At 73.9% G+C, this 21,897-nt stretch carries 20 protein-coding genes; 14 read left to right on the forward strand and 6 right to left on the reverse strand.

Annotation, left to right across the window (positions count from 1 at the left end; translation table 11 throughout):
- Positions 1-496: 496 nt before the first annotated feature.
- From AB0H28_RS11630 to AB0H28_RS11640, 3 genes are all read right to left on the reverse strand, one after another.
- Positions 497-2,005, reverse strand: a complete 1,509-nt coding sequence (locus tag AB0H28_RS11630) for a glycosyltransferase family 4 protein (RefSeq protein WP_358037432.1) — start codon at positions 2,003-2,005, stop codon at positions 497-499.
- 126 nt (positions 2,006-2,131) lie between these two features.
- The gene (locus tag AB0H28_RS11635) at positions 2,132-3,271 is read right to left on the reverse strand and encodes an acyl-CoA desaturase (protein WP_358037342.1); all 1,140 of its coding nucleotides are present in this window, start codon (positions 3,269-3,271) and stop codon (positions 2,132-2,134) included.
- A gap of 12 nt (positions 3,272-3,283) precedes the next feature.
- Complete coding sequence (locus AB0H28_RS11640; RefSeq protein WP_358037345.1) at positions 3,284-4,375, reverse strand: ferredoxin reductase; 1,092 nt, start codon at positions 4,373-4,375, stop codon at positions 3,284-3,286.
- An 83-nt stretch (positions 4,376-4,458) separates the two neighbouring features.
- On the opposite strand from AB0H28_RS11640, the gene AB0H28_RS11645 reads away from it, so the two are divergent.
- From AB0H28_RS11645 to AB0H28_RS11690, 10 genes are all read left to right on the forward strand, one after another.
- Positions 4,459-5,691 (forward strand): helix-turn-helix domain-containing protein, encoded by a 1,233-nt coding sequence (locus AB0H28_RS11645; protein ID WP_358037348.1) that lies wholly within the window; start codon positions 4,459-4,461, stop codon positions 5,689-5,691.
- A 113-nt stretch (positions 5,692-5,804) separates the two neighbouring features.
- The gene (locus AB0H28_RS11650) at positions 5,805-6,806 is read left to right on the forward strand and encodes a nitroreductase (RefSeq protein WP_358037351.1); all 1,002 of its coding nucleotides are present in this window, start codon (positions 5,805-5,807) and stop codon (positions 6,804-6,806) included.
- A gap of 516 nt (positions 6,807-7,322) precedes the next feature.
- Entirely contained in the window at positions 7,323-8,636 is a 1,314-nt protein-coding gene (locus AB0H28_RS11655; RefSeq protein WP_358037354.1) for an aminotransferase class I/II-fold pyridoxal phosphate-dependent enzyme, read from the forward strand.
- Positions 8,633-9,811 carry an MFS transporter gene (locus tag AB0H28_RS11660; RefSeq protein ID WP_358037357.1) on the forward strand — a complete coding sequence of 393 codons (1,179 nt, stop codon included), beginning with the start codon at positions 8,633-8,635 and terminating at the stop codon, positions 9,809-9,811. The genes AB0H28_RS11655 and AB0H28_RS11660 overlap by 4 nt, the downstream gene beginning before the upstream one ends.
- Positions 9,808-10,773 carry a sulfotransferase gene (locus AB0H28_RS11665; protein WP_358037360.1) on the forward strand — a complete coding sequence of 322 codons (966 nt, stop codon included), beginning with the start codon at positions 9,808-9,810 and terminating at the stop codon, positions 10,771-10,773. The genes AB0H28_RS11660 and AB0H28_RS11665 overlap by 4 nt, the downstream gene beginning before the upstream one ends.
- A 5-nt stretch (positions 10,774-10,778) precedes the next feature.
- Positions 10,779-11,609 (forward strand): SDR family oxidoreductase, encoded by an 831-nt coding sequence (locus AB0H28_RS11670; protein ID WP_358037363.1) that lies wholly within the window; start codon positions 10,779-10,781, stop codon positions 11,607-11,609.
- A gap of 30 nt (positions 11,610-11,639) precedes the next feature.
- Positions 11,640-12,479 (forward strand): methyltransferase domain-containing protein, encoded by an 840-nt coding sequence (locus AB0H28_RS11675; protein ID WP_358037366.1) that lies wholly within the window; start codon positions 11,640-11,642, stop codon positions 12,477-12,479.
- A 14-nt stretch (positions 12,480-12,493) separates the two neighbouring features.
- Entirely contained in the window at positions 12,494-13,372 is an 879-nt protein-coding gene (locus AB0H28_RS11680) for a family 3 encapsulin nanocompartment shell protein (RefSeq protein WP_358037368.1), read from the forward strand.
- Positions 13,373-13,384: 12 nt separating this feature from the next.
- On the forward strand, positions 13,385-14,662 hold the full coding sequence (locus tag AB0H28_RS11685) for an FAD-dependent oxidoreductase (protein ID WP_358037371.1): 1,278 nt from the start codon (positions 13,385-13,387) through the stop codon (positions 14,660-14,662).
- The gene (locus AB0H28_RS11690) at positions 14,662-15,354 is read left to right on the forward strand and encodes an aspartate/glutamate racemase family protein (protein WP_358037374.1); all 693 of its coding nucleotides are present in this window, start codon (positions 14,662-14,664) and stop codon (positions 15,352-15,354) included. The genes AB0H28_RS11685 and AB0H28_RS11690 overlap by 1 nt, the downstream gene beginning before the upstream one ends.
- On the opposite strand, the gene AB0H28_RS11695 is transcribed toward AB0H28_RS11690, so the two are convergent.
- Positions 15,351-16,220: an alpha/beta hydrolase gene (locus AB0H28_RS11695; RefSeq protein ID WP_358037377.1), complete on the reverse strand. Its 870-nt coding sequence runs from the start codon at positions 16,218-16,220 to the stop codon at positions 15,351-15,353. The genes AB0H28_RS11690 and AB0H28_RS11695 overlap by 4 nt on opposite strands.
- A gap of 121 nt (positions 16,221-16,341) precedes the next feature.
- On the opposite strand from AB0H28_RS11695, the gene AB0H28_RS11700 reads away from it, so the two are divergent.
- From AB0H28_RS11700 to AB0H28_RS11710, 3 genes are all read left to right on the forward strand, one after another.
- Positions 16,342-16,512, forward strand: a complete 171-nt coding sequence (locus tag AB0H28_RS11700; protein WP_358037380.1) for a hypothetical protein — start codon at positions 16,342-16,344, stop codon at positions 16,510-16,512.
- Between the two features lie 189 nt (positions 16,513-16,701).
- A complete protein-coding gene (locus tag AB0H28_RS11705) occupies positions 16,702-18,201 on the forward strand; it encodes a SulP family inorganic anion transporter (RefSeq protein WP_358037382.1) in 1,500 nt (499 codons plus the stop codon).
- Positions 18,201-18,617: a MerR family transcriptional regulator gene (locus tag AB0H28_RS11710; RefSeq protein ID WP_358037385.1), complete on the forward strand. Its 417-nt coding sequence runs from the start codon at positions 18,201-18,203 to the stop codon at positions 18,615-18,617. Before AB0H28_RS11705 ends, AB0H28_RS11710 begins: the two co-directional genes overlap by 1 nt.
- 14 nt (positions 18,618-18,631) lie before the next feature.
- On the opposite strand, the gene AB0H28_RS11715 is transcribed toward AB0H28_RS11710, so the two are convergent.
- Positions 18,632-18,892 carry a hypothetical protein gene (locus AB0H28_RS11715; protein WP_358037388.1) on the reverse strand — a complete coding sequence of 87 codons (261 nt, stop codon included), beginning with the start codon at positions 18,890-18,892 and terminating at the stop codon, positions 18,632-18,634.
- Positions 18,893-18,909: 17 nt separating this feature from the next.
- On the reverse strand, positions 18,910-20,691 hold the full coding sequence (locus AB0H28_RS11720) for an N-acetylglutaminylglutamine amidotransferase (protein ID WP_358037391.1): 1,782 nt from the start codon (positions 20,689-20,691) through the stop codon (positions 18,910-18,912).
- A gap of 153 nt (positions 20,692-20,844) precedes the next feature.
- Here AB0H28_RS11720 and glnA point away from each other — a divergent pair.
- On the forward strand, positions 20,845-21,897 hold a 1,053-nt coding region (gene glnA, locus AB0H28_RS11725; protein ID WP_358037394.1), incomplete at its 3' end, for a type I glutamate--ammonia ligase.

Here is a 21,897-nt window from a genome sequence, read left to right on the forward strand (position 1 = left end):
GGACCGTCTCCGGTCGCCGGCGTGCGGGGTGGGGCAGGTCAGGCGGCGGCAACCGGCGAGCGGAAAGCTCGCGCGGCCGCGGCGGTGACTGATCGCCTGCTCTGCATACCCCCCACGCTAACCCACCAGTTCTCCCCCCGCCCACCCCTTTCCCCGCCCCCGCTCCCGCTCCCGCTCCCGCCCCCGGCCCCGGCCCCGGCCCCGGCCCCGGCCCCGGCGATCATGAAGTTAGCGGTCCCCGTCGCCCGATTTGTCGTCCGCCAACCTCATGATCGACGCGGGCGGTCCGACCGGGCGGGTGGCCCGGGGGACGGTGTGGGGCGTCAGGACGGGTCGAGACACCCGTGGTGTTCCACCCACGAGCGCCGATCGTGGTGAGTGGAACACCATGGGTGTCTCAACCCGGTTTTGACACCCACGGTGTTCCACTCCCGTGCGGCGCGGACCACGGGTGGAACGGCATGGGTGTCAGGGCGTTCCGGTTACGGCCGACGGCTCATGGGGTGGGGGTGAGCAGGCGACGGTAGAGGGCGTCGAGGCGGTCGGCCTGGGACTCCCACGTCCAGGTGGGCAGCGGTGAGTCCGGGCCGTCGTAGGCAGCGCGGTAGCGGCCCGGATCGGCGAGGACGGCCCGGACCGCACGGGCCAGGTCCGCCGCGTCCCGGGCGCGGAACACCTCGCCCTGGCCGGTGGCCCGGACCGTGTCGGCCATCGTGCGGACGTCGCTGACCACGATCGGCAGCCGCGCGTGCGCGTACTCGAAGAACTTGGTGATCAACGCGATCTCGTGGTTGGGCCAGTGGTGCAGCGGGATGAGCCCGACGTCGGCGGTGGCGAGGAACGCGACGAGCTGCCGGTGCGGCACGTACGGCAGCACGTGCACCCGGTCGGCGACGCCATGGCGGACGGCACGTGCCACGACCTGCCGGACATAGGCGGCGGCCGGGTCGGCCACGACCAACGCCAGGTGTACGCCGGGAAGTCGGGGCAGCGCCTCCACCACGGTGTCCACGCCGCGCTGCACGGCCATCGCGCCGCTGTAGACCAGCAGCGGGGTGTCGGCGGCCAGGCCGCAGCGGGCCCGCAGGTCGGGGGCGGGCACGCCGGCGGTGGTGGGTGCGGGCTCGGCGACCGGCGCGTTGAGCACGACGGTGGGGCGTTCCGGCAGGTCGTGGTCGCGGACCAGCAGGTCGGCGAGTGTGTCGGAGACGGTGACGACCGCGTCGACGTGGCCGACGTACTCGCGGACGTAGCCCAGGTGGGCGGGCAGCCAGCGGGCGTTGTCGCGGCGGGGCCGGGCGCCGGGCAGCCACTCGTGGGCGTCCCAGACCAGCTTCACCGTGCGCCCCCGGGCGCGGGCCCGGTCGGCCGTGCGGGCGGCCACGCCGAGCATCCGGAAGTCGTGCGCGTGGATCAGGTCGGGGCGCAACTCGTCGATGATCGGGCCGGCGACCCGCTCGTAGTCCCAGAGGCCCGGCTCCAGCCGGCGCCAGGCCCGGTCGCCGAGCCGGGCCCGCCAGTAGCGGACCTGGGCGTGCTCCACCGGCCGACGGGCCAGCCGGGCCACCCGCAACGGCAGCCCGCCACGCGCCACCAGCCGCCCCCGCAGGCCGGACGAGGCGCCCCCCAGGCCGCGCACACCACCACGAAAGCCGGCAGCACCGTGACGACCGGCGGTCTCCCCGTCCGCGTCGCGCCGGCCGCCCGCCGCACCCCGGCCGGCCACACCCGCGTCGCGCAGGCCCGCAGCCACCGCGCCCGCGTCGGGCGGACCGTGCGTGTCGACGGGCGGGGCGTCCAGGGGCAGCACACGCACCTCGGCGTCACCGAGTCGCCAACGGCGCTCGGCGGCGACCCGGGCGCAGCCGAGGAGCGTGACGTGCCAGCCGGCGTCGGCGGCGGACCGGGCGGCCTTCTGCACCCGCGAGTCGCCGTCGACCGCGTTGTCGACGAGCATCACCACGCGCCGGCCGGCGCCCGGCGGCGTCGCGACGTCCCGCTGCATCGGCATGGGCGCGAGTGTACGGGGACGCGAGACCGGCCCGACGGCCGCGCGATGCGGCCTGAGCTGCAAGGACATCGATTGTGCGGGTGCCGGTGGGCGGACGTTCACCGGCCGTGCACGTGCCGGTCAGGCGGCGCCGGAGGGGAGCAGCGGACCCGACGCGACGGGCTGCCGGCGGTGACGCCGGTTGGGCAGCGACAGGCGCACGACCTTCCACCAGGCGGAGGCGACCTGCTTGGGCAGCGGGCCGGTGGTGTAGCGCAGCCCGTACCTGTCGAACAGCGCCCGCACCTGCGGGGCGATCTCCTGGTAGCGGTTGCTCGGCAGGTCGGGGAAGAGGTGGTGCTCGATCTGGAACGACAGGTTCCCGGTCATGAGGTGCAGCAGCCGGGGGCCGCTGATGTTCGCCGAGCCGAGCATCTGCCGCAGGTACCACTCGCCGCGCGTCTCGCCCTCGATGGAGGTCTTCTCGAACGTCTCCACGCCGCTCGGGAAGTGCCCACACATGATCACCGAGTGGCTCCACACGTTGCGGATCAGGTTCGCGGTGAACGTCGCGGCGAGCGTGGACAGGAACGAGGGGCCGGAAAGCAGCGGGTGCACCACGTAGTCCTTGAGCACCTGGCGGCGGATCTTGCGGCCGACCGCCTTCGCCTTGGCCCGGAACGTCGGGTCCTTGAGCCGCTTCTGCTTGACGTGCTCACCCAGCTCCAGGTCGTACGCGGCGATGCCGTACTCGAAGAAGGCGGCGTTGAGCAGGTTCCACACCGGCTGGCCCAGGTGCATCGGGTGCCACGGCTGGTCCTCGTCGACGCGCATGATGCCGTACCCGAGGTCGTTGTCCTTGCCGACCACGTTGGTGTAGCGGTGGTGCAGCTCGTTGTGCGACTGCTTCCACTGGTCGGCCGGGGAGACGTGGTCCCAGTCCCAGGTGGTGGAGTGGATCTTCGGGTCGCGCATCCAGTCCCACTGGCCGTGCAGGACGTTGTGCCCGATCTCCATGTTGTCGAGGATCTTGGCGATCGACAGGCCAGCGGTGCCGACGATCCAGGCCGGCGGGAACAGCGAGAACAGCAGCACGGCGCGACTGCTGATCTCCAGCGTCCGCTGGGTCTTGATCACCTTGCGGATGTAGCGGGCGTCCCGCTCCCCCCGGTCGGCGACGACCCGGTCCCGGATCGCGTCCAGCTCCTTGCCGATGATCTCGATGTCCTCGGCGCTCAGGTGGGCGATCGGGTTGTCGGCCTTCTTCTGGATCACGGTCACGTCGGTGGCTCCTCAGAGTTCGATGTCGCAGGTACCGGCGGCCGCCGACACGCAGGTCTGGATCCGCACGCCGTCACCCGGCACGGCAGTGGTGACGTCGCCGTTGCGCAGGTCGCGCACCGCGCCCTGGCGCAGCGGCACGACACAGCCGAAACAGATCCCCATCCGGCAGCCCGAGGGCATCAGCACCCCCGCGTTCTCCCCCGCGTCGAGCAGGGTGGTGGCACCGTCGGCCTCGACGGTCACCCCCGCCCCGCTGAAGGTCACCGTGCCGCCGTCGCCCGGCGTGATCACGGTGGGTCGGAACCGCTCGGTGTGCAGCAGTTCGATGACGCCCTTCGACGTCCAGTACCCCTCGACGGCGTCGAGCATGCCGATCGGCCCGCAGGCCCAGGTGTGGCGCCGGGCGTGGTCGGGTACGAGTTCGTCCAGCTCGGCCACGTCGAGCAGGCCGGAGGTGTCGGTGTGCCGCTCGACCAGGCGTACCGCGCCGCGCGCGGCAAGCGCCCGCAGCTCCGCGCCGAAGATGACGTCGTCCCGGGTGGGCGCGGAGTGCACGAGCACCACGTCGGCCCGTTCGGCGAGCCCGGCCCGCAGCATCCCCATGACCGGGGTGATGCCGCTGCCCGCGGTGAGGAACAGGACCCGCTCGGGCGTGGTCGTGGGCAGCACGAACTCGCCCTGCGCCTGGTCGAGTTGCACGATCGTGCCGGGACGGATCCGGCGGACCAGGTGGTTGCTGACCTTGCCGTCTTCGATCGCCTTCACGGTCACCGCGATCCGGCCGTCCGCCGCGCCGGGCGGCGAGGTGACCGAGTACGCGCGCCACTGGCGCACCCCGTCGACGTCGACGCCGAGCCGCACGTACTGCCCCGGCAGGTGGCCCCGCCAGCCGCGCCCCGGTTGGATCACCAGCGTCGCCGCGTCAGGGGTCTCCGGACGGACGGCGACGATCCGACCGCGCAGCGGCGCGCCGGCCCGCAACGGCGCGATCAGGTCGAGGTAGTCGCCCGGCAGCAGCGGGGTGGTGACCGTGCCGGCCAACCGCAGCAGCCTGTCCCGGAAGGAGCCCTTCTGGGAGCGGCGGGGGGCAGTTGTGGTCATATGACCAGCGTGGCTGCGTAATCGCATAACATCTTGACCGGCGAAGGTGAAACGGCCACGGGTTTTTGTTCGAGGGGAACAACATGACGCAGGAGACCGGGACCGGGCCGCGCGCCGCCCACCTCGATCTCGACGCCGAGGTGGCGGCGATGCTGCGCAACCGGCTGCCGATGGTCGCCGAGCGGACCGTCACCGCGATCACCGCCGAGGTGCCGGACTACTCCGGCGCGCTCACCGACGCCATGCGCGCGAAGATCGAGAACGCGGTACGCATTGCGTTGGGCACGTTCCTCCAGCTCATCGAGGGTACCCAGGCGTTCGACCCGAGCACCCCGCTGGCCCCGGCGCTGGAGGCCGCGTACGCGCTGGGCAGCGGCGAGGCACGCTCGGGGCGGAGCATGGACGCGCTGCTGGCCGCGTACCGGGTGGGCGCCCGGGTGGCCTGGCGGGAGGTCTCCACCACCACCGTGCGCAGCGGACTGGCCGCCGAGACGGTGGCCGAGTTCGCCGAGCTGATGTTCGCCTACATCGACGAGCTGTCCGCGGCCAGCGTCGCCGGGCACGCCGACGAGCTGGCCAGCGCCGGGTGGGTGCGCCGCCGCGACCTGGAGCGCCTCACCCAGCAGTTGCTCGCCGGAGAGCCGGAGGAGTCGCTGCGGCGCAGCGCGGAGCGGGCCGACTGGCCGCCGCCGCAGACGCTGACCGTGGTGCTGCTGCCCCGCCGGCACCTGCGGGCCGTGCTCGCCCTGCTCGGCTCCCAGACGCTGGAGAGCGGCGAGGACCTGCCCGGCGTGCGTCCGGCCGAGGAACTGGCGGTGCTGCTGGTGCCGGACGCGCACGGCGGCCGGCGCCGGCAACTGATCCGGCTGCTGCACGGGCACCGGGCGGTGCTCGGCCCGGCCCGCCCCTGGCACCGGGTGGCGGCCTCCTACCAGCGGGCCACCCGGGCTCTCGCCCTCGGCCTCGGCGAACCGGACGCCGGGCCGGTCGACACCGAGCGTCACCTGGCCACGCTGCTGCTCAGCACCGACCCGGAGGCGCTTGCCGACCTGCGCGCCCAGGCGCTGGCCCCCCTCGCCGCGCTGCCCCCGGCCACCGCGCACCGGCTCGCCGAGACGCTGCGGTCATGGCTGCTGCACCAGGGACGCCGCGACGACGTGGCGGCGGATCTGTTCGTCCACCCGCAGACCGTTCGCTACCGGATGGGCAAGCTGCGGGAGCTGTTCGGCGAGCGCCTGCACGACCCGGCTGCCGTCCTCGACCTCACCATCGCCCTCGCCGTCCCAGCCGAGCAAGGAGGGGCCCCCGCTCAGTGAGTGTTCGAGATTCCGGGGCGCCGCGGTCCCGGGCAGGCGGGTCCTCCGGCCCTGTCCGGCCGCCTCGGGGGCGGGCAGCCTCGGAAGGGGACGAGCAACGAGGAGGCGCCGCCATGGACCGGTCATCGACCCGCACGCAGCAGAACCCGGCGGTACGGGTGCTGGAGGCGGCGGCCCGGCAGTCGCTGCACGCCCCCTCGGTGTTCAACACCCAACCGTGGCGCTGGCGGGTCGGCGGGGACACGCTGGAGCTGCGTGCCGACCCGGGCCGGCAGCTCACCCACACCGACCCGGACGGCCGGCTGCTGGTCCTGAGCTGCGGCGCGGCCCTGCACCACGCCCGGGTGTCACTCGCCGCCGCCGGCTGGGCGGTCACCGTCGACCGGCTGCCCGACCCGGCCGACCCGACGCTGCTGGCCCGGCTGCGCGCCACCGGCCCGACCGCGCTGGACGTGCCGGCGCTGCGGCTGGTCGAGGCGATTCCCCGCCGCCGCACCGACCGACGCGCGTACGGCGACCGGCCGGTGCCCGAGTGGGTGCTGACCCGGCTCACGGACGCCGTCGAGGCGCAGGGCGCGCACCTGCACGTGGTCCGCCCGGACCAGATGCCGATGCTGGCCGTGTCCACCGGTCGCGCGGCCGACGCGGAGCTGGCCGACCCGGCGTACCGGGAGGAGCTGCGCCGGTGGACGAACCGGCCGGCCGGCAGCGGCGACGGCGTGCCCGCCAGCACCGCGGTCCGGCCCGCGCCACGACGCGTCCCGCTGCGCGACCACGCCCCCGACGGGGCGGCCGGGCTGGCCGCTGGCGCGGACTTCGACCGCGGCGCGGCGTACCTGATCCTGTTCGGTGACCGCGACGAGCCGGTGGCGTGGCTGCGCGGCGGCGAGGCGCTGTCGGCGCTGCTGCTCACGGCGACCGCCGAGGGGTTGTCCGGCGCGCCGCTCAGCGACGCGATCGAGCTGGCCTGGCCACGCCGGACGATGCGCGACCTGCTCGCCGGCATCGGGGACCCTTACCTGGTGGTGCGGGTCGGCTGGGGCCCGGACGAGGATCTGCCACCGGCGCCGCGCCGCGCTCCGGCCGAGGTCATCGAGGTGGTGGCGCCGGGGTGAGCGCGCGGTCCGTGCTCAACCACGCCACCGTGCACGGCTCGGACCGCTCGGCCCGGCCCGCTTCCAGCGCCTCCCGGTCGCCGAGGTCCGCGCCGCCCTGGCGGCACGCCGGGCGTTGACCGTCCGACGCCCGCCGCGCCGTCTCCGCCGGCCGGCCGACGACACCGGATCGGTCACCCTCAGTCAAGAGGGCGGGCGTCCGGGCGGATCGGCGCGGAGACCGGCGGCACGGGGCCGCGACGGCGGGCGCGGCACGCCCCGCGAGGGACAGTTCCTTATTGTCCACTGTCACTGTCAGCAACCATTCTTCGAGATATTGACGGTGGCGACCCGGAGGACAATCATGATGGTCACTGGATCCACCCCACGCCAATGTCGGATCCGGTGGCACTTCCCACCCCTCGACGGGATCACGCCGGGACCGCGAGATTCCGCCGAGCAAGCCTGCCCGGCGCGCGCCCGACAAATCCCATCGCGCGGATAGGACTTGCCGCCGCTCGCCCGAGGAGTCCGCCGGTGAACGGGAACGACGACGCTCCCGCGCCGAACCGGCCAAGGCCGGTTCCATACGGCGCTGAGCTGGAAAAACAGCTCGCACTGCACGGCGGTCCGCCGGTCCGGCGCACGCCGTGGCCCACCTACGACAAAGGCGCGGTATTCGTACACGCCGAGGACGAGGACGCCGCGATTCGGGCTATCCGCAGCCATCTCTACTTCCGCTACGACCACCGCCCGCAGAACGAAACCGAATGCGGTCGCCTCGAGGACGAACTGTGCCGCTATTTCGGCACCCGGCACGCTCTCGCCGTTTCCAGCGGCACCGCCGCCCTGGCCCTGGCCCTGATGGGCGCCGCAGTGCCGCCGGGGTCATTGGTCGCCTGCCCCGGATTCACTTTCGTCGCCACTCCGAGCGCTATTGTGTTGGCCGGCTGCCGACCATTTCTGGTCGAGGTCGACGACGACCTGCGGATGGACCTCGACGACCTGCGACGCCGGTGGCGGCCGGACATCCGCGCCGTCATGGTCGTGCACATGCGCGGATTCGCCGCCGACGTCGAGGCGCTCGCCGCCTTCGCCGCCGAGATGGGCGTGCCGCTGATCGAGGACGCCGTACCGGCGCTCGGCGCCGAACTGCACGGTCGGAAACTCGGCACGTTCGGGGCGGCCGGCGCGTTCAGCACCCAGTCCGACAAGGCGCTCAACTGCGGTGAGGGCGGCTTCCTGGTCACCGACGACAGCGAACTGTTCGCCCGGGCGGTCGCGCTGTCCGGCGCGTACGAGGGGCGGCTACGCCGGCACTTCCCGCACGGCGAGCCGCCGCTCACCGGCCTCGACCTGCCCCTGCTCAGCCTGCGGATGGACGAGATCCGGGCGGCCCTGCTGCGGTCCGAGCTGACCCGGCTGCCACAGCGGTTGACGCTGTTCCACCGCAACTACGCCCACGTCCGGCGTGCCCTGGCCGACCAGCCCGGCATCGCCGTGCGGCGGCCGGTCGCGCCCGGGGCGTACCTCGGGGAGGCGTTCCTGTTCCGCGTGCCCGGCGGCGACGCGGGCTGGTTCGCCCGGGCGCTGCGGGCCGAGGGCATCGACGCCCGCAACATCGGCGCCGACGACGACCTCAACGTCCGGGCGTTCTGGAACTGGCGCTTCCTCTACGACACCGCGGACCCCGGGCAGGTCCGGGCGACGCTGCCGCACACCGCGCGGCTGCTCACCGAGACCGTCGACGTGCCGCTGTCGTCCAACCTCACCCCGGACGACTGCGACGACCTGGTCCACGCGGTCCGCAAGGTGGCCGCCGCCCGCGACGCCGCGCTGGCGCGGCCGTGAGCGACCCGGCCACCGAGGGGAGGCGGCTGCCCCGGCTCGCGCTGGTCGGGCTGCTCGGCGGCCTGTTCGCCGGCTACCTCGGGCTGACCGCGGTCATCCCGGTGCTGCCCGGGTTCCTGCGGGAGCGGCACGCCGCCGGCGACCTCACCGTCGGCGTCGTGGTCACCGTGACCGCGGTGACCGCGCTGCTGGTCCGGCCGGTCGCCGGCGCGCTCGCCGACCGGTACGGCCACCGCACCGTGATGCTGACCGGCGCGCTCGTGGTGGCCGCCGGCGGGCTGCTGTACCTGGCGCCGCTGGGCGTGCCGGCGCTGGTGGCGATCCGGCTGCTGCTCGGCGCCGGGGAGGCCGCGCTGTTCACCGCCGGGGCGGTGTGGATCGTGCAACTCGCCCCGCACCACCGGCGCGGCCAGCTCATCGGCCTGTACGGGGTGAGCATGTGGGGCGGCATCTCCGCCGGTACCTTCCTCGGCGCGACCGTGCAGCAGGCCGGGTACCCGGCGGTGTGGGCGCTCAGTGCCGCCGCCCCGGCCGTCGGCGCCGCGCTTGTCGCGCTGGCACCGGCGCCGCCGCGGGCCGCGCCGGCGGCGCGGGGCGGTGGCCTGCTGCTGCGCCCCGCGCTGCTGCCCGGCGTGGCACTGACGTTCGGCGCGGCCGGGTACGCCGGGCTGGCCGCGTTCGTGGTGCTGCACCTGGACGCCCGCGGCATCGGCCACGGCGTGGTCGTGCTGAGCTGCTTCAGCGCCGTCTACGCGGGCACCCGGCTGGTCATCGGTCACCTGCCCGACCGGCTCGGCCCCCGCCGGGTGGCCACCTGGTGCGGCGTGGGCGAGGCGGTCGGGCTGCTGGTCATCGCGGTCGCGCCGAACCTGCCGGTCGCGGTGGCCGGCAGCGTGGTGATGGGCGTCGGGTTCTCCCTGCTGCACCCGTCGCTGGCGCTGATGGTGATGAACCGCACCGACCCGGCGCGCCAGGGCGCGGCGATCGGGGCGTACACCTCGTTCTGGGATCTCGGGCTGGCGGTGTGGGGGCCGGCGACCGGCCTGGTCGCCGCCGGGTTCGGCTACCCGGCGGTGTTCGTGGCCGGCGCGGCCGGGGCGGCGGTGGCCGCCGTGATGGCGCTGCGCATCGGCCGGCCCGTCGCCGTCGGACAGCCCGTGGAGGCGCGCACATGAGCGGAACCGTCACCGTCCTGAGCGTCACCGGTTGGTGCCGCAACGGCAGCACCATCATCGGCAACGTGCTCGGCGAGACGCCCGGCGTGACGCACGTCGGTGAACTGCACTTCCTGTGGACGAACTCCACCGGCCGCGGGGTCAACGACAGGTGCGGCTGCGGCGTCGCGCTGACCGCCTGCCCGCTGTGGTCCGCGGTGCTGCCCGTCGGCCGGCCGACCGGGGTGTCCGCGGAGGCGCACGCCGCCGAGGTGATCCGCCGCCAACGCGCCCGGCTGCGGACCCGGCACACCTGGCGGGTGCTGCGCCGGGGCGCGGACGACGCGGACACCCGCGCGCACGCCGAGCTGCTCGGCGCGGTCTACCGGGAGGTGGCCGCCCGCACCGGCGCGCGGGTGATCGTGGACAGCACGAAGATCCCGGGCGAGTCGGCGTTGCTGCCGCACGTGCCCGGCGTCGAGCCGTACTGGCTGCACCTGGTCCGCGACCCGCGGGCGGTGGCGCACTCCTGGCGGCAGCCGAAGGACTACGTGTACGCCATGTCGGCGGCGCGCAGCACCGCCTACTGGCACGGGTTCAACCGGGCCTCGGCGGCGATCAACCGCCGGCATCCCGGGCGCTCGACGTTCCTGCGGTACGAGGACTTCGCCGCCGACCCGGCCGGCACCGTCGACGCCCTGCTGCGGCTGGTCGGCGTCGACCCGGCCGGCAACCCGGTCCGCGACCGCACCGTCGAGCTGCACGGCAACCACACGGTGACCGGCAACCCGGACCGGTTCCGGACCGGCCGGACGGTCATCCGGGACACCGACGACGGGTGGCGTCGGACGCTGAGCGGCCGGCAGCGCCTCGCCGTGACGGCGCTGGCCTGGCCGCTGTCCGCCCGCTACGGCTACCGGTCCGGCGCTTCGACCGGACCGCGCACCGGCGCGGCGGCCCGCGTCGGCGAGACGGAGAGGTGACGGACGTGGATCTGGGACTCACCGGTCGGGTGACGCTGGTCGCCGGCGGCACCAGCGGAATCGGGCTGGCCTGCGCGAAGGAGTTCGCCGCCGAGGGCGCGCACGTGGCGGTCTGCGGGCGCGACCCGCAGCGCCTCGCCGCCGCCGAACGGGAGTTGCGCGCGGTGGCCACCGGACGGGTCAGCGCGACCGCCGTTGATCTCACCGACACCGATGCCGCCGCCAGCTGGGTCGACCGGGTCGCCGCCGACCTCGGCGGGGCGGACGTGCTGCTGGCCAGCGGCGGCAGCCCACCGGTCGGCACCGCCGCCGGGTTCGTCGCCGACGACTACCGGGCGGCCGTCGACCGGGTGCTGCTGCCCGCGGTCGCGCTGTCCCTGGCCGCGGTGCCGCACATGCGCGCCGCCGGGTGGGGCCGGCTGCTGCTGGTCGCCTCCGAGACCGCCTGCGTGCCGATCGGCCCGCTGGTGCTGTCCGGGGTGACCCGCGCCGCGCTGGTCCGCTTCGCCCAGGGACTCGCCGTGGACGTGGGCCGCGACGGGATCACCGTGAACGTGCTCGCCCCCGGCGGGGTGCGTACCCCGCCGATGGAACGCGCGGCGGCCCGCCTGGCCGGCGACGACGGCGACGTGGAGGCGCGGCTGGCCGCGATGGGGCACCACAGCGCCGTCGGCCGGCTGGCCCGTCCCGAGGAGGTGGCCGCGGTGGCCGCGTTCCTGGCCGGCGAGCGGGCGTCGTACGTGACCGCGGGCGTGCACCTGATCGACGGCGGCGCCGCCGCCACCGGCCCCGACCTGCCCCACCTCACCGGGGTCCGCAAGGACACCTACGCCTGAGTCCACCCGCCCGCCGCACGAGGGAGTGCCATGTCCACGACCAGCCAGTTCACCGAGCGCGACGTCTCCGAGTTCTTCGACCAGACCACGCAGACGTACCTCAGCTTCTGGGACAGCGAGGGCGTGCTGCACACCGGCTACTTCGCCGCCGACGACGACGCCGACTACCACGCCGCGGCCGACCGGACCTCGGACATCCTCGCCGACGACGCCGGCATCGACGCGTCGTCGAACGTGCTCGACGTGGGCTGCGGCTGCGGCAACTTCCTGCTGCGGCTGGCCGGACGCACCGGCTGCCGGGGCGAGGGGGTGGACCTGAGCATCGAGCGGGTCCGGTTCGCCGAGCAGCGGCGCGCCGAGCGCGGCGCCGGGCTGGACGTACGGTTCCGGCACGGCTCGGCCACCGCGCTGCCGTACGCCGACGACACGTTCACGCACGTGGTCAGCCAGGACGCGTTGTTCCTGGTGCCGGAGAAGCCGCGCAGCCACGCCGAGATGTTCCGGGTGCTCGCCCCCGGCGGCGTGCTGGCCGTCTCCGACTTCCTCCAGCCGACCGAGCGGATCGGCGAGGCGGCCCGCCGGCACGTCTACGACCGGGTGCGCTGGAACGGCGGCTACTCGCTGGACGGCTACCGCGAGGCGCTGGCCGAGGCCGGGTTCGTGGACGTGGTGGCCCACAGCCTGGACACGCACATCCGGCAGACGTACCGGGTGTTGGGCCGCACCGCGCGCGAGCGCGCCGCGACCACCACCGACGAGGCGGCGCGCACCTGGATCGGGAACTTCGCCGACTCCTGCGACGAGATCCAGGCGGCCATCGACCGGGGCGAGTTCGGCTGGGGCATGTTCGTCGCCCGCAAGCCGGCCTGAGGAAGGGACACCAGATGCCGCAATCCACCGAGACCGTGAAGCGGACCATCGCCGAGGTGGTCGCCGCCCGCAGGACCCAGATGTCGCCGGGCGGGCTGTTCGTCGAGGCGTTCGCCTCCGACGGCTTCGACACCAGCGTCGACTTCGACGTCACGATCACCGACTCGCTGACCAGTTCCCGGCGCAAACCGCGCTACCCGTCACGGAACATGCTGAAGGTGGTGGACCTGTCGGCGGACCCGCAGGACTTCTACTGGCACGAGAGCCCGCCGCGCCCCGGCGACCCGGCGGTCGACGGCGCGGACCTGCGCCGGGAGGCGGCCAACCACTTCCACCGCTCCCCCGTCCCGCCGCTGCTCACCACGACCGCGTGGGTGCAGGTGCCGGACACGCTGTGGGAGGACCCGGTCAGCTTCGCGCAGTTCATCGACTACCGGCTGGTGGTGCGGCTGGCCACCGCCGAGAACCACACCATCCTGCGCGGCGAGGGCGGGCTGCTGGGCATGCCGGACCTGGGACGGCTCACCGAACCGGGGCCGTTCGGCTCCACCATCCTGTCCGCCTGCAACGAGGTGGAGCAGATGGGCAGCACCGCCGACGGGCTGATCATCAACCCGGCCGACTACTACCGGCTGCTCGGCACCGGGACGCTGATGCGGGACGTGGAGGACAACGGCGTCTTCATCGTGCGTACCCGGCTGGTCGACCCGGGCACCGCGATCGTCGGCGACTTCGGCCACGGCGCGCTGCTGTTCGACGCCGGCCGGTCCACGATCGGCTTCGCCGAGCCGCCGCCGGGCACGTTCGCCGAGCCCGGGGTGGCGTTGCGCGCCGAGATCTGGGAGCGGGTCGTGGTGAATCTGCCCACCTGCTTCTTCGTCGTCACGCTCTGACCGGCGGCGACGATGACTTCGCCCGCCCGCTGCGATCCCGACGTGCTGGTCATCGGCGCGGGCGTGGTCGGGCTGTGCTGCGCCTGGTTCCTGAGCCGCGCCGGTCACACCGTCACGGTGGTGGACCGGGGCGAGGTCGGCGACCCGGCGGCCTGCTCGGCGGGGAACACCGGCTTCGTCGGCACCCAGGGCTCGGCGCCGCTGGCCGAACCGGGGGTGCCGGCGAAGGGGGTCCGCTGGTTGTTCAGCCCGGAGAGCCCGTTCTCGGTCAAGCCCCGGCTGGACGGCGCCCTGTTGGCCTGGCTGTGGCACTTCCGCCGGCACTGCACCGAGCGGCACGCCCGCGCCGGCTTCGAGACGCTGCTCGCGCTCAAGCAACGCAGCCTCGCGCTGCTGCGCGAGATCTGCGTCCGCGACGAGCTGGCCGGCACGCTCACCGAGCGCGGCATGATCCTGGCCTGCCACACCGAGCCGGGGTACGCGCGGGCGCGGCGGAGCATCCCGGCGGCGACCGCGCGCGGGGTGCCGCTGCGCGACCTCGGCCGCGCCGAGCTGGCCGCGTTGGAGCCGGGCGTCGACTTCGCGGTGGCCGGCGCGCTGCTCAACGAGGAGGGCGCCGCGCTGCGCATCCCCGCGTTCCTGGTCGGCCTCGCCGGGGCGCTGCGGGCGCAGGGCGTGGAGATCGTCACCGGCGCCGAGGTGAGCGACTTCGAGGTGACCGGCCGGCGGGTGCGTGGCGTCCGGACCGGGCGGGGTGACCTGCGCCCGGCCGAGGTGGTGATCGCCGCCGGGGTCTGGTCGGCGGCGTGCGCGCGGATGCTCGGCGTCGGGTTGACCCTGCAACCGGCGAAGGGTTACACGGTCACCGTCCCGGCCGGTCCGGGCACGCCCACCCGGCCGGTGCTGCTCAGCGAGGGCAAGGTCGCGGTGATGCCGCTCGGTGACCGGGTCCGCGTCGGCGGCACGCTGGAACTGGCCGGGCTGGACGCCTCGGTGTCGCCGCGCCGGGTGGACGGGATCCTGCACACCGCCCGGCGCTACCTGCCGGCGCTGGACACCGACCGGCGGCTCGACGTGTGGAGCGGCCTGCGCCCGTGCACCCCGGACAGCCTGCCGCTGATCGGCCGGGCCGGCGGCTGGGACAACGTCAGCGTGGCGACCGGGCACGGGCACATCGGGATGGGCCTGGCCCCGGCGGGCGGGGAACTGCTCGCCCAGCTCGTCACCGGCGCGGAAGCGGCCCTGCCGCTGGAGACGTTCGCCCTGGACCGCTTCCGGAGGGGGATCTGATGGACGACCGGCCGGAGGTCGGGGTGCTCTGCCTCGACACCAGCTTCGACAAGATCCCCGGGCACATCCGCAACCCCACCACGTTCGACTTCCCGGTGCGCTACCGGGTGGTCGAGGGCGCCACCCCGCAGCGGCTGGTGTGCGAGGCCGACCCGACGCTGCTGGAGCCGTTCGTCGCGGCGGCCCGCGACCTGCAGGCCGCCGGGGTGGCCGGCATCACCGGCGCGTGCGGCTTCCTCGTGCTGTTCCAGGCCGAGCTGGCCGCCGCGGTGGACGTGCCGCTGTGGTCGTCGAGCCTGCTGCAGGTGCCGATGGTGCACCGGATGGTCGGGCGCACCGTGGGGCTGCTGGTCGCCGACGAGGCGGCGCTGACCCCCCGGCACCTGGCGGCGGTGGGCGCGGCGGACGTGCCGGTCGCGGTCACCGGGATGGCCGGGCAGCCCGAGTTCCGCGAGGTGATGCTTCAGGGGCGGCGCGACGCGCTGGACGTGGACCGGCTGGCCGCCGAGGTCGACGCCCGGGTGGACTCGCTCGCCCGCGCCCACCCCGACCTGGGCGCGCTGGTGATCGAGTGCACCGACCTGGTGCCGTTCGCCCACCGGATCCAGGCACGGCTCGGCGTGCCGGTGTTCGACATCGTCACGCTGACCACGATGGCCCACGCGACGCTCACCCGCCGCCCGTACGGCTAGGCCAGGACCTCGCGGAGCCGGGCGGCGAACTCCGCCGGCCTGCCCGCGTAGCCGGAGTGCTCGCCGAGGAAGCCGCCGTGGTGGCTGGGGAAGACCGCCGCCTCCTGCCCGAGCAGCGCCGCCGTGCCCCGCGCGGTGCGCGCGGTGTAGGTGCCGGCGGACTCCTCGCCGACCGCGACGACGATGCGGGTCGGCGCGGCGGCGAGCCGGGCCGCGTCGGGGCGGTAGTCGGTGACCGCCCACGAGTTCTGCGACAGCAGCGGATCGTCGCGGCTGCCGTCGTCGTCGACGGGCAGGCCGAACGCGGCCGGGTCGGCGGCGGGCCGGTCGAAGTAGTCGTCGGTGAACTCGCCCTGCCAGGACGTCATGGCGATGAAGTCGGCCATGCCCGCGCCGGAGCCCCTCGCCCGGTAGGCGTCGTGGAAGCGGGCCCGGGCCCGCTCGGCGCCCGCCGCGTCGGGGAGCACCGCGTTGATCGGGGGCTCGTGCGCCACAAGCGTGACGACGTCGCCCGGGTGGGTGGCGACCAGTTCCAGCCCGGTCACCGCGCCACCGCTGCTGCCGAAGACCTCGACCGGGCCGGCGCCGAGCGCCTCGATCAGCAGGTGCAGGTCGGCGGCCTGCTGCTGCGGCGTGTGGTCGGACCGGCCGTCGGTGCGCCGGCTGCGGCCCAGACCGCGCGGGTCGTAGGTGACCACGGTGCGGTCGGCGAGGTGCTCGGCGAGCGCCGCGAAGCCCTCCGCCGTCATCGGTTGACCGATCATGAGCAGCACCGGGCGGCCATCCGGCGGCGGGAGCGGCCCCCGCACGTCGTAGACCAGGTCGGCACCGGGCACGGCGAGCGTGTGGGTGCGTGTCGTCGTCATGGCGGTGACCCTACGAGGCCGGTACGACACCGCGGAAACGCCTGCTCGCCGGGCGGGCGGCACATAGCGTGAGGGCAGGAGGCGCCTGGCAGGCGGGCAGCCGGGACCGGAGGGGAAGGCCGTGACGGAACCGGAAGAGGACCGGGAGAAGACCCGCAAGACCGACCAGGTGCTGTATTCCCCCGACGGCGACCCGCACCACACCCTGGCGGAGGCGCCCCAGCCGGACGAGCACCTCGACGTCACCGCCACCGTCGACGACCGGACCGAGGTCGTCGACGACGAGCAGTGACCGCCGGGACGGCGGTGACGATCATCACCGGCGCGGGAACTCTCCTCTCCCCGGAGAGTAGGGTTCGGGCCGGCCCTGGTGGTCGCCTTCGCGGCGACGCCGACCGGGCGATCCCGAGTTGTCCCGACCCGCCCTGCGGCGCGGCGTCGGCGTGTGCGTGCCCGCACGCCCCCGAGCGGAAAAGGCTTCATGTCTCCTGTGCTGTCCACGGCCCTGCGGCCGTCCCTGCCCCGCCCCTCCTGGCTGTCGCCGAAGGTGTTCCGGACCGAGGTCCTCGCCGGCCTGGTCGTCGCGCTGGCGCTGATCCCGGAGGCGATCAGCTTCTCGATCCTGGCCGGGGTGGACCCCCGGGTGGGACTGTTCGCCTCGTTCACGATGGCGGTGGTGATCGCGATCTGCGGTGGCCGGCCCGCGATGATCAGCGCCGCGACCGGCGCCATCGCGCTGGTCGTCGCGCCGCTGGCCCGGGAGCACGGCCTCGACCACCTGATCGCCGCGGTGATCCTCGGTGGCGTCATCCAGATCGTGCTGGCGGTGCTCGGGGTGGCGAGGCTGATGCGCTTCGTCCCCCGCAGCGTGATGGTCGGCTTCGTCAACGCGCTGGCCATCCTCATCTTCGCCGCCCAGATGCCGCACCTGCTCGGCGTGCCGTGGCTGGTCTACCCGCTCGTCGCGCTCGCGTTGGCGATCATCGTCGGGCTGCCCCGCCTCACCCGGGCGGTGCCGGCGCCGCTGGTCGCCATCATCGTGCTGACCACGGTCACCGTGGCCGCGCACCTGGCCGTGCCGACCGTCGGCGACCAGGGCGAACTGCCGGACAGCCTGCCCGCGCTCGGCCTGCCGCGGATCCCGTGGACGACGGACACCCTGGCCCTCATCGCCCCGTACGCGCTCGGCATCGCCCTGGTGGGGCTGATGGAGTCGCTGATGACCGCCAAGCTGGTCGACGACATCACCGACACCCCCTCCAGCAAGACCCGCGAGTCCTGGGGCCAGGGCGTGGCCAACATCGTCACCGGCCTCTTCGGCGGCATGGGCGGCTGCGCCATGATCGGCCAGACGATGATCAACGTGAAGACCTCCGGCGCCCGCACCCGCCTGTCGACGTTCCTGGCCGGCGTGTTCCTGCTGATCCTGGTCGTGGCGCTCGGTGACGTGGTCGCGACGATCCCGATGGCGGCGCTGGTCGCCGTGATGATCATCGTGGCGGTCTCGACGTTCGACTGGCACTCCGTCGCCCCCGCCACGCTCAGGCGGATGCCGTACGGCGAGACGACCGTCATGGTCGCCACCGTCGTCACCACCCTGGCCACCCACAACCTGGCCGTCGGCGTGGTCGTCGGCGTGCTCACCGCGATGGTGGTCTTCGCCCGCCGCGTCGCCCACCTGGTCGAGGTGACAAGTGTGCTGGACCCCGACGGCGGCACCCGCATCTACTCGGTGCGCGGGGAGCTGTTCTTCGCCTCCAGCAACGACCTGGTGCACCAGTTCGACTACGCCGGCGACCCAGACCACGTGGTCATCGACATGACCCACGCCCACATCTGGGACGCCTCCTCCGTCGCCGCCCTCGACGCGGTCAGCACCCGGTACGCCGCCCGTGGCAAGACCGTCGAGATCGTCGAGCTGAACCAGCCGAGCGCCGCCATCCACGGCACGCTCGCCGGCACGCTCTCCGGCGGCCACTGATGCCGCCGCCCGCCCCCGCCGCCGGGCGGCTCATGCAGATCGGCGAGGCAGCCGACCGGGTGGGCCTGAGCATCCGCACCATCCGGCACTACGACGAGGCCGGGCTGATCGTCCCGTCGGCGCGCAGCGAGGGCGGCTTCCGCCTCTACACCGACGCCGACGTCGACCGGCTCGCCGTGGTCAAGCGGATGAAGCCGCTCGGGTTCACCCTCGACGAGATGCGGGACCTGCTCGGCGTCCTGGACGCGCTGCCCGACGCGCACGGTGACGACCGGGCCGCCCTGCTCGATCGACTCGGCATGTTCCACACCGTCGCCGCCGCCCGGGTCGCCGCGCTGCGTGACCGGCTGGCCACCGCCGAGGGCTTCGCCGACACGCTGCGCGAGCGCCTCGACCGGTACCCGGCCCGGGGGTGAACGCCGCCCCGCGGTCAGACCGGGGGGATGCCGGAGCGGCCGATGGCGGACATGTCACCGCCGCCGATCTCGCTGGTCGCGGTCGGCGGCGCGGCCGTCGCCTCGGTGCGGTCCTCGATGCAGGCGTCCCCCAGCCCGTGCATCAGCTCACCGATGGCGGCCAGCGCCGAACCCTTGTCCGGGCAGGGCCGGCCGGTGGCGAGCACCTGCCCGTCGCCGCCCAGCACGGTGAAGCCCACCCGGCCGTCGGTCTCACTCTCGATGACGAACTTCACCGCGCTCCCTCCGCCGATCAGACGCCGTGGGCCTGTAGCCACAGCTCCAGCAGGCCCAGTTGCCACAGCTTGTTGCTGCCGGCGGCGGCCTGCGCCCGGTCCGGCTCGGCGAGCAGCTCGTCGACGTACGCGCGGCGGAACAGGCCGCGCCGGCGTGCCTCGGGCGCGTCCAGGGCCTCCACCACCAACTCTCGCACGGGTCCGTCGACGTTGCGCAGCGCCGGCACCGGGAAGTAGCCCTTGGGCCGGTCGATCACCTCGGCCGGCAGCACCTCGCGGGCCACCTCCTTGAGGACGCCCTTGCCGCCCTGGGCCAGCTTGTGCTCGGGCGGGCAGGCCGCGGCCAGCATCACCAGGTCCTGGTCGAGGAACGGGGTCCGCACCTCCAGCCCCCAGGCCATGCTCATGCTGTCCACCCGCTTGACCGGGTCGTCGGGGAGCATCAGGTGGGTGTCCAGGCGCAGCACCGCGTCCACCGCGGTCTGCGCGCCGGGCGCGGCCAGGTCCGCGGCGACCAACTCGCCGCTGACGTCGACGTCGCAGGCGTACGCGGGGTCGACCACCCGGTTCAGCCCGGCGTGGTCCCGGTCGAAGAACGCGGCGGTGAACTCGGCCGCGGCGTGCGGCCGGGCGGCCCGGGCGAGCCGGTGGTGGTAGCCGTAGCCGGCGAACACCTCGTCGGCGCCCTGACCGGACTGGGCCACCTTGACGTGCCGGGCGACCTGCTCGGAGAGCAGGTGGAACGCGACCACGTCGTGGCTGCCCATCGGCTCGGTCATGGCCGCCACGGTGGCACGCACCGCCGGGCCGAGGTCGCCGTCGGCGAGGCGGATGCGGTGGTGGTCGGTGGCGAACGTCCGGGCGACCAGGTCGGAGTAGTGGAACTCGTCGCCGGCCTCGTCGCCGCGGCTGTCGAAGCCGATGCTGAACGTCTTCAGGTGGTGCTGCCCGGCCCCGTCGAGCAACGCCACGATCAGGCTGGAGTCGAGGCCGCCGGAGAGCAGCACCCCGACCGGCACGTCGGCGACCAGCCGCCGGCGTACCGCGGTGCGCAGGGCGTCGCCGATCGCGGCCCGCCAGTCGCGGGCGTCCATGCCGTCGTGGGCCGGGTCGCGCCGGTACTCCGGCCGCCAGTAGATGTGCTCGCGGACCCGCCCGTCGGCCTGCACCACCCGCACCGTCGCCGGGGGCAGCTTGCGCACCCCGCGCAGGATGGTGCGCGGCGCCGGGACGATGGAGTGCCAGGACAGGTAGTGGTGCAGCGCGACCGGGTCGACGCCGGTGTCCACGTCGCCGGCGGCGAGCAGGGCCGGGAGGGTGGAGGCGAACCGCAGCCGCCCGGGTGACTCGGCGAGGTAGAGCGGTTTGACGCCCAGCCGGTCCCGGGCCAGCACGAGGCGGCGCCGCGGCCGGTCCACAAGCGCGACGGCGAACATCCCGACGAGGTGGTCGACGAACCGCTCCCCCCACTGGGCGTACGCGACCAGGACGACCTCGGTGTCGCTGGTGGATCGGAAGGTGTGCCCGGCGGCCCGCAGCTCGTCGCGCAGCTCGGGATAGTTGTAGACGCAACCGTTGAAGACCAGGGCGAGGCCGAGGTCGTCGCGGGCCATCGGCTGGTCACCGGCCGCGGAGAGGTCGATGACGGTCAGCCGGCGGTGCCCGAGCATCACCCAGTCGTCGCTCCACCGGCCCGCACCGTCCGGGCCGCGCGAGCGCATGGCCTCGGTCATCCGGTCGACCGCGTCGGCGTCCGGGGTCGCCCCGTCGAAGCGGGCCTCACCGCTGATCCCGCACATGTCGGCGACTACCCGAGGTGTGACGCAGGAAACCCGGGATGGGCGGTTGGCGCGCTGGCGACGGCCGGCCGTCGTACGGTGGCCGTACGGGCCATGTCCCCGGGCGGTCCGGCCACGGGACGTGGCCGGAGATCAACAACGCCTGGAGGACGTGTGTTCGCCAATCCCGAGGAACTCCTACGTCACCTCAAGAACGAGGACGTGAAGTTCGTCGACGTACGTTTCTGTGACCTGCCCGGCGTGATGCAGCACTTCAACCTGCCGGTGGAGTCCTTCGACGACAGCGTCTTCACCGACGGCCTCGCCTTCGACGGCTCGTCGATCCGCGGCTTCCAGTCGATCCACGAGTCGGACATGCTGCTGCTCCCGGACGTGGCCACCGCGTTCGTGGACCCGTTCCGGGCGCAGAAGACGCTCGCGCTGAACTTCTTCGTGCACGACCCGTTCACCCGCGAGGCATACTCGCGTGACCCCCGCAACGTGGCGAAGAAGGCCGAGGCGTACCTCGAAGCGAGCGGCATCGCGGACACCGCGTACTTCGGCGCCGAGGCGGAGTTCTACATCTTCGACTCGATCCGCCACGAGACCTCGGCGCACCGGTCGTTCTACTACGTCGACTCGATCGAGGGCGCGTGGAACACCGGCCGCGAGGAAGAGGGCGGCAACCGCGGCTACAAGACCGCCTACAAGGGCGGCTACTTCCCCGTCCCCCCGGTGGACCACTACGCCGACCTGCGTGACAGCATGGTCCGCCGGATGGTCGACGCCGGCTTCACGGTGGAGCGCTCGCACCACGAGGTCGGCACCGCCGGGCAGTCGGAGATCAACTACCGGTTCTCCACCCTGCTGCACTCCGCCGACCAGCTCCAACTCTTCAAATACCTGATCAAGAACGAGGCGTGGGCGCACGGCAAGACCGCCACGTTCATGCCCAAGCCGCTGTTCGGCGACAACGGCTCCGGCATGCACACCCACCAGAGCCTGTGGCGCAACGGCGAGCCGCTGTTCTACGACGAGACCGGCTACGCCGGCCTGTCCGACACCGCCCGCTGGTACATCGGCGGCCTGCTGCACCACGCCCCGTCGCTGCTCGCCTTCACCAACCCGACCGTCAACTCCTACCGGCGCCTCGTGCCCGGCTTCGAAGCCCCGGTCAACCTGGTCTACTCCCAGCGCAACCGCTCCGCGTGCACCCGCATCCCGGTC

Source organism: Micromonospora sp. NPDC050980 (genome assembly GCF_040653835.1).
Lineage (GTDB): Bacteria > Actinomycetota > Actinomycetes > Mycobacteriales > Micromonosporaceae > Micromonospora.

Excerpts from the sequence above, each read along its gene's own strand:
- AB0H28_RS11630 (WP_358037432.1), bottom strand. The coding sequence starts at position 2,005 with ATGCAGCGGGACGTCGCGACGCCGCCGGGCGCCGGCCGGCGCGTGGTG.
- AB0H28_RS11640 (WP_358037345.1), bottom strand. The coding sequence starts at position 4,375 with ATGACCACAACTGCCCCCCGCCGCTCCCAGAAGGGCTCCTTCCGGGAC.
- AB0H28_RS11645 (WP_358037348.1), top strand. The coding sequence starts at position 4,459 with ATGACGCAGGAGACCGGGACCGGGCCGCGCGCCGCCCACCTCGATCTC.
- AB0H28_RS11650 (WP_358037351.1), top strand. The coding sequence starts at position 5,805 with ATGGACCGGTCATCGACCCGCACGCAGCAGAACCCGGCGGTACGGGTG.
- AB0H28_RS11665 (WP_358037360.1), top strand. The coding sequence starts at position 9,808 with ATGAGCGGAACCGTCACCGTCCTGAGCGTCACCGGTTGGTGCCGCAAC.
- AB0H28_RS11675 (WP_358037366.1), top strand. The coding sequence starts at position 11,640 with ATGTCCACGACCAGCCAGTTCACCGAGCGCGACGTCTCCGAGTTCTTC.
- AB0H28_RS11680 (WP_358037368.1), top strand. The coding sequence starts at position 12,494 with ATGCCGCAATCCACCGAGACCGTGAAGCGGACCATCGCCGAGGTGGTC.
- AB0H28_RS11685 (WP_358037371.1), top strand. The coding sequence starts at position 13,385 with ATGACTTCGCCCGCCCGCTGCGATCCCGACGTGCTGGTCATCGGCGCG.
- AB0H28_RS11690 (WP_358037374.1), top strand. The coding sequence starts at position 14,662 with ATGGACGACCGGCCGGAGGTCGGGGTGCTCTGCCTCGACACCAGCTTC.
- AB0H28_RS11695 (WP_358037377.1), bottom strand. The coding sequence starts at position 16,220 with ATGACGACGACACGCACCCACACGCTCGCCGTGCCCGGTGCCGACCTG.
- AB0H28_RS11705 (WP_358037382.1), top strand. The coding sequence starts at position 16,702 with ATGTCTCCTGTGCTGTCCACGGCCCTGCGGCCGTCCCTGCCCCGCCCC.
- AB0H28_RS11710 (WP_358037385.1), top strand. The coding sequence starts at position 18,201 with ATGCCGCCGCCCGCCCCCGCCGCCGGGCGGCTCATGCAGATCGGCGAG.
- AB0H28_RS11720 (WP_358037391.1), bottom strand. The coding sequence starts at position 20,691 with ATGTGCGGGATCAGCGGTGAGGCCCGCTTCGACGGGGCGACCCCGGAC.